Source organism: Aminobacter niigataensis, from assembly GCF_014200015.1.
In the GTDB taxonomy this organism is placed as follows: domain Bacteria; phylum Pseudomonadota; class Alphaproteobacteria; order Rhizobiales; family Rhizobiaceae; genus Aminobacter; species Aminobacter niigataensis.
The window spans coordinates 323824-334331 of sequence record NZ_JACHOT010000006.1; the positions used below are offsets into that span (position 1 = coordinate 323824).

The following is a 10508-nucleotide window of genomic DNA, read 5'->3' on the forward strand; positions in this document are numbered from 1 at the left end:
CGTCCGAAGGGACGCGCAGAGGACGATCCAGCACCACATAGGTTACGCATCGTCGCGCCTGAAAATCGAGACCGATTTCGGGCCGATGCGAGAAAAGGGAGCCGGTCGGCGCCGGCTCCCCGAAGGCCGGGTCAGGCGGCCTTCTTCTGTTGCTCGAGCACGCCCTGAACCGTCGGGCCAAAGGCGGCCGGGGTCGGCACGATGGTCACGCCGGCGTCGCGCAGGATCTCGACCTTTTCCTGAGCGGATTCGCCGAAGGCCGAGATGATGGCGCCAGCATGGCCCATACGCTTGCCCTTCGGCGCCGATAGGCCGGCGATGTAGGCGATCAGCGGCTTGCGCATGTTGTGCCTGGCCCATTCGGCGGCCTCGGCTTCCTGCGGACCGCCGATCTCGCCGATCATCACCACGGCGTCGGTGTCGGGATCGTCCTCGAACAGCTTGAGGATGTCCTTGAAGGACGAGCCGTTGATGGGGTCGCCGCCGATGCCGACCGAGGTCGAAACGCCGATGCCGAGCGCCTTCATCTGCGAGGCCGCCTCGTAGCCGAGGGTGCCCGAGCGGCCGACGATGCCGACGCGGCCCGGCAGGTAGATGTTGCCGGGCATGATGCCCATCAGCGCCTGGCCCGGCGTGATGACGCCGGCGCAGTTCGGACCGACGAGGCGCATGCGGTCTTCATAGCGGAACCGGCGCATGTAGCGCTTGACCCGCATCATGTCCTGAGAGGGGATGCCGTCAGTGATGCAGACGCAGAGCTTGAGGCCTGCATCGGCCGCTTCCATGATCGAGTCCGCCGCAAAGGGTGGCGGCACGAACACGATGGAGGCTTCGGCCCCGGTCTCGCGCACCGCGCCCCTGACCGTATTGAAGACCGGGATGCCCTGGTGGACAAGTCCGCCCTTGCCGGGAGTGACGCCGCCAACCACGTTGGTGCCGTAGCGCTTCATGTCGTCGGCATGGAATGAGCCGATCTTGCCGGTCAGACCCTGGACGATAACGCGCGTCCGGCGATTCAATAGAACTGCCATTTCGACCTCCCTTTAGTTCTTTTTTGATTTCGAATAGGCGCGCATCGCTTCGACCGATTTCTCGGCCGCCTCGGCGAGCGTGTCGGCGATGATCACCTTTTCGCCCGACTCGGCCAGGATGCGCCGGCCCTCCTCCACATTGGTTCCGGCGAGCCGCACGACCAGCGGCACCTTGACGCCAACTTCGCGGATCGCCTTGATGACGCCCTCGGCCACCCAGTCGCAGCGGTTGATGCCGGCGAAGATGTTGACGAGGATGGTCTCGATGTTCTTGTCGGCAAGCACGGCGCGGAAAGCCTTGGCGACACGCTCCGGCGAGGCACCGCCACCGATGTCGAGGAAGTTCGCCGGCTCGCCGCCTGCGATCTTGATCATGTCCATGGTTGCCATGGCCAGGCCGGCACCATTGATGATGCAGCCGATGTTGCCGTCGAGGCCGACATAGGAGAGGCCGCGGTCGCTGGCGAAGGTTTCGCGCGGGTCTTCCTGCGACTTGTCGCGCAATTCCGAGATCTCGGCGCGGCGGAACAGCGCGTTTTCGTCGAACGACATCTTGGCGTCGAGCGCGATCAGGTTACCGTCGCGGGTGATCACCAGCGGATTGATCTCGAGCATCGAGGCGTCGAAATCGCGGAAGACGCGGTAGCAGCCGAGCAGCGTGTCGACGGCCTTGCCGATGAGGCTGTTCTCAAGCCCGAGGCCGAAGGCGATCTCGCGTGCCTGGAACTGCTGCATGCCCGCGCCCGGATCGACAATGGCCCGGATGATCGAGTCGGGCTGCTTTTCGGCAATCTCCTCGATCTCCATGCCGCCGGAAGCCGAAGCCACGATCATGACGCGCTCCGACTTACGATCGAGCACGATGCCGAGATAGAGCTCCTGGCGGATGTCGACGGTTTCCTCGACATAAAGGCGCGACACCAGCTTGCCCTTGGGGCCGGTCTGATGCGTCACCAGCTTGCGGCCGAGCATCGACTCTGCTGCTTCCGATACTTCGTTGTCGGAGCTGCAGATGCGGATGCCGCCGGCCTTGCCGCGGGCACCGGAATGGATCTGCGCCTTTACAACCCACTTGCCGCCGCCGATCTCGCTGGCGCGATAGGTCGCCTGCTCGGGGCTGTAGGCAAGTCCACCGCGCGGGATCTGCACCGAATAGCGCGAGAGCAGTTCCTTGGCCTGATATTCATGAATATCCATGTCAAACTCCTCCTCAGTTTGGCAGGCTCGTGCGCGACCGCGCCGACTGCTCGATTGCCTCGTGCATGACCAGCACATTGCGTGCCATGCGTTCGGATGCTGCGTCGATCATCTTGCCGTCGAGAGCGGCAGCGCCCTTGCCCTGTTCTTCGGCTTCCTTGAGCACTTCGATGATGCGGCGCGCGCGGGTGACTTCCTTTTCCGGCGGCGAGAACACGGCGTTCGCCAGCTCGATCTGCGAGGGGTGGATGGCCCACTTGCCTTCGATGCCGAGCGCTGCGGCACGTTTTGCACCGGCGATGTAGCCTTCTGGATCGGAGAAATCGCCAAACGGGCCGTCGATCGGGCGCAGGCCATAGGCACGGCAGGCAACCGTCATGCGCGACAGGGCGGCGTGCCACTGGTCACCGGGATAGTCGGGGTTGAGGCCGCCGATGCTGACGGTGCGCGCCTTGCAGCTTGCGGCATAGTCGGCAACGCCGAAATGCATCGCCTCGAGACGGCCGCCATAAGCAGCGATCGCCTCGACATTGGCCATGCCAAGCGCCGTCTCGATCAGAGCTTCCAGACCGACACGGGTCTTGAAACCCTTGGCCGTCTCGATCTGGCTGACCATGGCGTCGACCATGTAGAGGTCGGCGGGAACGCCGACCTTAGGTACCAGGATGGTGTCGAGCTTGTCGCCGGCCTGTTCCATCACGTCGACCACGTCGCGGTACATGTAATGGGTGTCGAGGCCGTTGATGCGGACCGAAATGGTCTTGCCCTTGGCGCGCCAGTCGATCTCGTTGAGCGCCTGGATGATGTTCTTACGCGCCCGCTCCTTGTCCGGCGGTGCCACCGCATCCTCGATGTCGAGGAAGATGTAGTCGGCTTCACCGTCGGCCGCCTTGCGGATCATCTCCGGGTTTGAGCCCGGTACTGCGAGTTCGCTGCGCTGCAAGCGAAGCTTGCGCAGATGGTGGAGTGTATGGCTCATTCTGTTTCCTCCCGGTTCTGCGTCAGGCTGCTTTGGCGACGGCCGGCTGGGCCGACAGGCGGTAGTGCTCAAGGGCAGCACCGACACCGGAACCCGGCTGGACCTTGACGCCGCAGTCGCGCAGCGACATCTCGGCCGCCGAAATCGCACCGCACATCATAACTTCGTTGACCCAGCCGAGATGGCCGATGCGGAACACCTTGCCGGCGACCTTGCTGAGACCGACGCCGAGCGAGGTCTGGTAGCCGTGGAAGGCGCGACGGACGACGTCGGCGCTGTCGATGCCTTCGGGAACCAGGATAGCGCTGACGGTGTCGGAGTTCCACTTGGCTTCCTTGGCGCAGACACGCAGGCCCCAAGCATCGACCGCCTTGCGCACGCCAGTTGCCAGGCGGTTATGACGCTCGAAGATGTTGTCGAGGCCTTCTTCCTGGATCAGGTCGAGGGCAGCGCGCAGGCCGCGCAGCAGTTGCACTGCAGGGGTGTAGGGGAAATAGCCGGTGTCGTTGGCGCGGATCTGGTCCTCGAAGGAGAAGTAGCAGCGGCTGAACTTCGCGGCCTTGGCAGCGTCCAATGCCTTCTGGCTGACCGACAGGAAGCCGAGGCCGGGCGGCAGCATGAAGCCCTTCTGCGAGCCGGAAACGGCGCAGTCGACGCCCCATTCTTCCTGGCGGAAATCGATCGAACCGACCGACGAGACACCGTCGACGAACAGAAGTGCGGGGTGCTTGGCGGCATTGAGTGCAGCGCGCACCGCGCCGACATCGCTGGTGACGCCGGTCGCGGTTTCATTGTGTGTAACGAAGACCGCCTTGATGCGGTGTTCCTTGTCCTTGGCGAGGCGCTCGGCATAGATCTCGACCGGAACGCCCGTGCCCCACTCGGCATCGACAACGTCGACGTCGAGGCCGAAGCGCTCGGCCATGTCGACCCACAGATGCGAGAACTGGCCGAAGCGCGACATCAGCACGCGGTCGCCGGGGCTAAGCGTGTTCGTGATCGCCGATTCCCAGGCGCCGGTGCCCGAAGACGGGAAGATGAAGGCACGACCGGTCTCGTTGCGGAAGACCTTCATCAGGTCAGTGAAGAGGCCGCGCGTGAAGCTCGGATAATCCGGTGCGCGCATGTCCTCCATCGGCATGTTCATCGCCTGCCGGACGGTCTCCGGAACGTTGGTCGGTCCTGGAACGAAAAGCTGATTGAAGCCGGCCATGAAAAGTCCTCCCGGAGAATGTTGCGGCGTGGTGCCTGTCTGTGGCTTTCGGAAGGATGATCGGTTTTGCCCCGATCGCTCACAACACCTGTCGGGATAGATTCGCGGACCTTGGGGCGTTGGGTGGCGCCTACTCTTTCAGATGCGCCGGCGTCCTATCGGATAGGCTGGACCCTACCCGGCGTCACGATGGCCCGCGCACATTGCCGGCTCACGGAATGTTGTCATCGAAGGGCTCGTTCCGGTCTCGGTTCGGTCTGATAATGACACAAATGACGAAAACGGACCGGCCCGTGGATATGAAGGCAATTACCTTCTTCGTAGCGACCGCCTGGCTCACTCTCCAGGTTCCGCATGCGCTGGCGGACGACCCGCTGCGTTCTGGCCAGCCGGTGTTCGACCGCGCCGTCGATCTGGTGATCGACCATCACCATGACGCGTCGGCACTCGAGCGGTTCCGAGCCACCGTGAAACAAGAGATCGCGAATGCGCCGCTTGATGCCGACACGCCGAGCATCCGCGTCGACGAGGCGATCGATGCGGTGCTTGCCAGCCTCCGCGCATCCCATACCGGACGTTTCCAGCCCGACACGATCGCCTATTTCGAACTCGCCGACATCTTCCGCTTTGCGATCCGCAACGATCTGCGGCGGCTGTTTCCGCCTGATGGCGAGGTCAGCTACCCCGGCATCGGCATGATCGCGCAACCGGCCAGCGGCTCCCTATTCGTCAGCGATGTCTATGATGGTTCGCCGGCGGTCCGGGCCGGCATTCTGGTCGGCGATGAAGTCCTGTCTGTGGATGGCGCGCCCTATCATGAGATCGGCTCGTTCCGCGACAAGATCGGGCGCACCGTGGACGTGCGGATACGACGAAGCACCGGCACGGATCCCGTGGCCCTGAAGGTCGCGGTGGAGCGGCTGCGCCCGCTGCGGATGTTCGAGAAAGCGATCGAAGACAGCGTGACCGTGACCAAGCGCAACGGTAAGCGCATCGGCTATGTCAGGCTGTGGACGCTTTCGGCGCCCGATGGCCTGGACATCGTCGCCCGCGAGCTTGCTGCCGGACGCCTCAAGCACGCCGACGGGCTGATCGTCGACCTACGCGGCCGCTGGGGTGGCGGCCCCTCCGATGCGGCGGAGCTGTTCGTCGGCGACACGCCGACGTTCCGGCTCATCCAGCGCGACGGTGAGGCGACGCTTGCCAATGTACGCTGGCGGCGTCCCGTCGTCGCCATCATCGACGAAGGCGCGCGGAGCGGACTGGAATTCTTCGCCTATGCGCTGAAGACCAATGGCATTCCGCTCGTCGGCTCCCGGACGGCCGGCGCGTTGCTGGCCGGCCGTGCCTATCTGTTACCAGACGACAGCCTGCTCGAAGTGGCGGTCTCGGATGCCGTCATCGGCGACGACGTGCGGCTCGAAGGGCGCGGCGTCGAGCCAGACATTCCGGTGGCGTTCAGCCTGCCTTATGCTGCGGGCCGGGACCCGCAGCGCGACGCCGCGCTGGAACAGATGCTTCGCATCCTTGCCGGCGGCTGATCCAGCCGGTGTCACACGCCCGTGGTCGGGCGATGTTTCGTGCCGTCGATGAAGCGCTCGTAGCGGAAGGCCGTGGGGTCCACCAATGGCGTCTTGCCGGTGACGAGGTCGGCCGCCAACCGTCCCGCGGCCGGGCCGATGCCGAAGCCATGCCCGGAAAAACCTGTGGCGATCACCAGTCCCGGCAGCGAGTTGACCGGGGAGATGACAGGCACCGCATCGGGCGTGGCATCGATGAAGCCGGCCCAGCGCTGCAGCGTGGGTACTCCTTTCAATGCCGGAAAGACCTTCTCCATGTTGGCGCGGGCACGCTCCAGCGGAGCAACCGCCGGAGCGGGATCGAGCGTACGATTGCGCTCGTAGACGCTGCCTTCGCCTTCCAGCTTGGGCGAAAGCCCAAAGGGACCACCGAGAATATCGCCGAAACGCAGACCGATCGAGCGCCATTCGCGCGACAGGATCGGCAGGAAGTCGGCGAAATAGCGGAAGCTGTCCGGCGAGACATGGTGATAGCTGATCATGCCATTGGCAATGGTGTAGCCGCCGTCGAGCCGCTTGCGGTAGGCAAAACCTTCCGTCCAGGCCGCACCGTCCGGGCCGCCTTCGACCGGACCGGTGCGCATCACCGACGAGCGAACGGCAAGTTGCGGCAGGCGAATGCCGAGTGAGCGGCACAACGTGCTCGACCACGCACCTGCCGCGACAACCACGGTTCCGGCACGGATCGGGCCGTTCTCGGTGACGACGCCCGAGACACGGCCGCCTTCGGTCTCGATCTCGCGCACGGCACAGCGCAGCAGGATACGGGCGCCGACGCGTTGGGCGGCACGCGCGATCGCGGGGGCCGCCTTTTGCGGTTCGGCCCGCCCGTCGCTCGGCGTATGCAGTGCCGCACGGAATGTCTTCTGCGCGCCGGGCATGAGATCGGCCAGTGCCCTGCCCTCGATCATCCTGGTGTCGAGGCCATAGTCGCCAGCGCTCTTCAGCCAGTCGGAATGATGCTCGACGTCGCTCTCGTCCTGGCAGAGATAGAGGATGCCCGTGCGGCGAAAGCCTACGTCCTCGCCGACCAGTTCCTCGATGCCGCCCCATATCTTCATCGCCTCGACGATCAGTGGCAGTTCGCGCGGATCTCGGCCCATGCGCCGGCACCAGCCCCAGTTGCGGCTCGACTGCTCGCCGGCGACATGGCCCTTCTCGCAAACGACGACCGAAATGCCCTTGCGCGCCAGGAACAGCGCTGCGCTGACGCCGATGATGCCGCCGCCGACGATGACCACGTCGGCGCTCTTCGGCTGGAGGTCGCCAGCGGGAACCGGATCGACTGGAGGCCCCATTCATTTCTCTCCAATAAGCCGACGGGAGGCGTCCCGTGCCGGCTTGAAAATAACATACAGTACTGTATGCATGACGCTCGAATTCTTGCAATGCCGCCGGAGGCTACCCGGCGATCGAACCGGGGGAAAGTGCCATGTCGCCACGCAAGATCATCATCGACACCGACCCCGGCCAGGACGACGCCTTCGCCATCCTTTTCGCGCTCGGCTCGCCAGAGCTGGAGGTGGTGGCGCTGACCACCGTCGGCGGCAACGTGCCCCTGGCGCTGACCTCGCGCAACGCGCTGCAGATCGCAGAACTCGCCGGCCGTTCGGACGTGCCGGTCTATGCCGGCTGCTCGCGGCCGATGGTCAAGGCGCTCAAGACCGCCGAATATGTCCATGGCCCGACCGGCATCGACGGCTGCGTCCTGCCCGAACCAAGCCGGCCATTGCAGGACAAGCACGCCGTCAACTTCCTCGTCGACGCGCTGATGGCCGCTCCTGAAGGCGAGATCACCGTCTGCACGCTCGGGCCGATGACCAATCTCGGCATGGCCATGGTGATGGAGCCACGCATCATCCCGCGCATCCGCGAAGTCGTGCTGATGGGCGGCGGCTTCTTCGAGGGCGGCAACGCGACGCCGGCCGCCGAATTCAACATCTGGGTCGACCCGCACGCAGCCGCCGTCGTGTTCGATTCCGGCGTGCCGGTTACCATGGCCGGCATCGACTGCACCTACACCGCCCAGATGACGCCGGAATGGCTGCAGCAGTTGCGCGCGCTCGGCACGCGCTCGGCCATCGAGGCCGCCAACATGGCCGACTTCTATCGCCAGTACGGCTCGCACAAGTTCGCCACTGAAGCCCGCCCGATCCACGATGCCTGCGTGACCGGCTATCTGCTGGCGCCGCATCTCTACGAGCAGAAGCAGTGCAACGTCACCATCGAGCTGATGTCGCCGGAGACCATCGGCATGACCGTGGTCGACTGGTGGCACGTCACCGGCCGGCGCAAGAACTGTAACGTGCTGCGCCGCATCGACGCCGACGGCTTCTTTGCGCTGATGCTGGAGCGCTTCGGCAACCTTCCCTGAGCAGGCGATGAGCCATGAAAAGCAGCGCAATCTCTGAACGACCGGCCAAGCCTGCGGCGCGGAAAACGCTGTCGCGCGAGGCGTGGATCGCCGCAGCGATCGCCACGCTTGAGAAGAAGGGCATCGCCAACGTCAAGATCGACCACCTGTCCAGGCAATTGAAGGTCACGCGCGGCAGCTTCTACTTCCACTTCAAGAACCTGAAGGACCTGCTCGACAGCCTTCTCGAGCAATGGCGGCAACGCAATTGCAAGCCGTTCGAGGCGCTGATCGACCAGGAGGTCATCGACGGCCCTGCCTATTTCGACGCTGTGACCGGGGTGTGGATCAGCGAGGATCCGTTCAGCCCGCGCCTCGACCTCGCCATCCGCGACTGGGCACGCAGTTCGGCCGTGATTGCCCGCAAGGTGCAGGCCCAGGACGATTTTCGCATGGCGCTGCTCGTCCGCGCGTTTGCGGCCATGGGTTACGACGATGACGAAAGCCTGATCCGCGCCCGCATCACCTACTTCCAGCAGATCGGCTACTACGCCACCCACTTCAAGGAACCGCCAGCAGACCGCAGGCGCTTCCGCTCTCTCTACACCAAGATCCTGATCGGCTCCGAATGACGGAGCCATCGGCATGAACCGAGGAAACGAAATGTCCCTGCCTGTGCCCTATCTGTCCGCGCGGACCCTGACCGTCGTCAAGAAGATCGACACGTCGGGTGCGTCGCGCGTCGTCAATCTCGGGCTCAACGAAAGCTGGCTCGGTGCTGCGCCGGGTGTGGTCGACGCCATCCGCGAGGCAGCACCCCAGGTCTACCGCTATGCCGATCCGGGCTGCGGCACCATGCGCGCGGCCATCGGCAAGCAGTTCAACCTCGATCCGGCCCGCATCGTCTGCGGCAACGGCTCGGAAGAGCTGCTCGACGCCGTCGGCCGCGTCTATGCCCGTGCCGGCGACGAGATCCTGTTCCCGGCCTATTCGTTCCTGCAGTTCGCCATCGTCGCCTATCGCCTCGGCGCCAAGGCGCTCGAAGCGCCGCTCGGACCTGACTTTTCGGTCGACGTCGATGCGCTCCTGGCCGCCGTCACGCCGGCGACCCGCGTCATCTTCCTCGCCAACCCCAACAACCCGACCGGCTCGGTGGTCCCCATGGACGAAGTGGCACGCCTGGCGCGCGAACTGCCGTCGCATGTCGTGCTGGTGCTCGATGCGGCCTACGCCGAATATGTCGATCCGGCCGAGGCCGTCGCAACCTTCGAGATCGCCGACCGCCACCCGAACGTCATCGTCACCCGCACCTTCTCCAAGGCCTACGGACTGGCGTCCGCCCGCGCCGGCTGGGCCTATGCCTATCCGGAGGTCGTCGCCGCACTGAACAACGTGCGCGGCATCGGCAACGTCAACGGCCTGGCCCAGGTGGCGGCGACGGTTGCCGTCGGCGAACAGGATTTCATCCAGCATGTCCGCGCCCGCACCGCCGAGGAACGCGACTATCTCGAAAGGGAGCTGCGCACGCTCGGTTTCGAGATCTCGCCAAGTGCTGCGAACTTCGCTTTCGTCCGCTTGCCCGGCGCGGCAGCGGGCTGGGCGCAGGCGACTGTGGCACGGCTGGCGAAGCAGGGCTTCATCATCCGCTCCAACGAGGATTACGGCCTGCCGGAATGGCTGCGCATCTCGATTGCCGACCGCGCCGATCTCGATGAAATGCTCGGCCTGCTCCGCGTCGAGGTCCGCGCCGCAAACGGCGAGCGCCTGGCCGCCGGGGCATAAGCACGAAAAAGCCCGGCTTCTGGGCCGGGCTTTTTTCGTCATTATTGTCGGTTGTGGCTGCTGAGCTGGCTCAGTGGTCCATGGCCTTGACGATTTCTTCGGTCATCTTCTTGGCGTCGCCGAGCAGCATCATGGTGCCGTCCTTGTAGAACAGCGTGTTGTCGATGCCGGCGTAGCCGGAGCCGAGGCTGCGCTTGACGAACAGGCAGGTGCGCGCCTTGTCGACGTCGAGGATCGGCATGCCGTAGATCGGGCTGTTCTTGTCATCGCGTGCCGACGGGTTGGTGACGTCGTTGGCGCCGATGACATAGGCGACGTCGGCCTGGGCGAACTCTGAGTTGATGTCTTCGAGCTCGAAGACCTCGTCGTAAGG

10 protein-coding genes are annotated in these 10508 nt (G+C 64.7%); 4 read left to right on the forward strand and 6 right to left on the reverse strand.

Features of this window, described 5'->3' with window-relative positions; translation table 11 throughout:
* Positions 1–131: 131 nt before the first annotated feature.
* The 4 genes from sucD to GGQ99_RS20675 are packed head-to-tail and all read right to left on the reverse strand — an operon-like array spanning position 132 to position 4420.
* Entirely contained in the window at positions 132–1031 is a 900-nt protein-coding gene (gene sucD / locus GGQ99_RS20660) for a succinate--CoA ligase subunit alpha (protein WP_108610214.1), read from the reverse strand.
* Positions 1032–1043: 12 nt separating this feature from the next.
* Positions 1044–2228 (reverse strand): malate--CoA ligase subunit beta, encoded by a 1185-nt coding sequence (locus GGQ99_RS20665; RefSeq protein WP_108610213.1) that lies wholly within the window; start codon positions 2226–2228, stop codon positions 1044–1046.
* Positions 2229–2241: 13 nt separating this feature from the next.
* Positions 2242–3207: an HpcH/HpaI aldolase/citrate lyase family protein gene (locus GGQ99_RS20670; RefSeq protein ID WP_108610212.1), complete on the reverse strand. Its 966-nt coding sequence runs from the start codon at positions 3205–3207 to the stop codon at positions 2242–2244.
* A 22-nt stretch (positions 3208–3229) separates the two neighbouring features.
* Positions 3230–4420, reverse strand: coding sequence for an aminotransferase class V-fold PLP-dependent enzyme (locus tag GGQ99_RS20675; protein WP_183263993.1), 1191 nt, complete (start codon positions 4418–4420; stop codon positions 3230–3232).
* A 299-nt stretch (positions 4421–4719) separates the two neighbouring features.
* Here GGQ99_RS20675 and GGQ99_RS20680 point away from each other — a divergent pair, with 299 nt between their 5' ends.
* A complete protein-coding gene (locus GGQ99_RS20680; protein ID WP_183264018.1) occupies positions 4720–5961 on the forward strand; it encodes a S41 family peptidase in 1242 nt (413 codons plus the stop codon).
* 11 nt (positions 5962–5972) lie between these two features.
* Here GGQ99_RS20680 and GGQ99_RS20685 read toward each other — a convergent pair whose 3' ends face one another.
* A complete protein-coding gene (locus GGQ99_RS20685; RefSeq protein ID WP_183263994.1) occupies positions 5973–7298 on the reverse strand; it encodes an NAD(P)/FAD-dependent oxidoreductase in 1326 nt (441 codons plus the stop codon).
* Positions 7299–7432: 134 nt separating this feature from the next.
* Here GGQ99_RS20685 and GGQ99_RS20690 point away from each other — a divergent pair, with 134 nt between their 5' ends.
* From GGQ99_RS20690 to GGQ99_RS20700, 3 genes are read left to right on the forward strand one after another with little or no spacing between them, the layout of a single operon-like run.
* A complete protein-coding gene (locus GGQ99_RS20690) occupies positions 7433–8374 on the forward strand; it encodes a nucleoside hydrolase (protein ID WP_183263995.1) in 942 nt (313 codons plus the stop codon).
* Positions 8375–8388: 14 nt separating this feature from the next.
* Positions 8389–8985, forward strand: coding sequence for a TetR/AcrR family transcriptional regulator (locus tag GGQ99_RS20695; protein ID WP_183263996.1), 597 nt, complete (start codon positions 8389–8391; stop codon positions 8983–8985).
* Positions 8986–9016: 31 nt separating this feature from the next.
* Positions 9017–10135 (forward strand): pyridoxal phosphate-dependent aminotransferase, encoded by a 1119-nt coding sequence (locus GGQ99_RS20700; protein ID WP_183263997.1) that lies wholly within the window; start codon positions 9017–9019, stop codon positions 10133–10135.
* Between the two features lie 70 nt (positions 10136–10205).
* Here the strand turns inward: GGQ99_RS20700 and GGQ99_RS20705 are convergent.
* A partial coding sequence (locus GGQ99_RS20705) for an NAD(P)(+) transhydrogenase (Re/Si-specific) subunit beta (protein ID WP_183263998.1) occupies positions 10206–10508 on the reverse strand: 303 nt, incomplete at its 5' end.

What these genes read in the sequence shown, in the direction of transcription:
- sucD (WP_108610214.1), bottom strand. Translation starts at nt 1,031, where the DNA reads ATGGCAGTTCTATTGAATCGCCGGACGCGCGTTATCGTCCAGGGTCTG.
- GGQ99_RS20665 (WP_108610213.1), bottom strand. Translation starts at nt 2,228, where the DNA reads ATGGATATTCATGAATATCAGGCCAAGGAACTGCTCTCGCGCTATTCG.
- GGQ99_RS20670 (WP_108610212.1), bottom strand. Translation starts at nt 3,207, where the DNA reads ATGAGCCATACACTCCACCATCTGCGCAAGCTTCGCTTGCAGCGCAGC.
- GGQ99_RS20675 (WP_183263993.1), bottom strand. Translation starts at nt 4,420, where the DNA reads ATGGCCGGCTTCAATCAGCTTTTCGTTCCAGGACCGACCAACGTTCCG.
- GGQ99_RS20680 (WP_183264018.1), top strand. Translation starts at nt 4,720, where the DNA reads ATGAAGGCAATTACCTTCTTCGTAGCGACCGCCTGGCTCACTCTCCAG.
- GGQ99_RS20685 (WP_183263994.1), bottom strand. Translation starts at nt 7,298, where the DNA reads ATGGGGCCTCCAGTCGATCCGGTTCCCGCTGGCGACCTCCAGCCGAAG.
- GGQ99_RS20690 (WP_183263995.1), top strand. Translation starts at nt 7,433, where the DNA reads ATGTCGCCACGCAAGATCATCATCGACACCGACCCCGGCCAGGACGAC.
- GGQ99_RS20695 (WP_183263996.1), top strand. Translation starts at nt 8,389, where the DNA reads ATGAAAAGCAGCGCAATCTCTGAACGACCGGCCAAGCCTGCGGCGCGG.
- GGQ99_RS20700 (WP_183263997.1), top strand. Translation starts at nt 9,017, where the DNA reads ATGTCCCTGCCTGTGCCCTATCTGTCCGCGCGGACCCTGACCGTCGTC.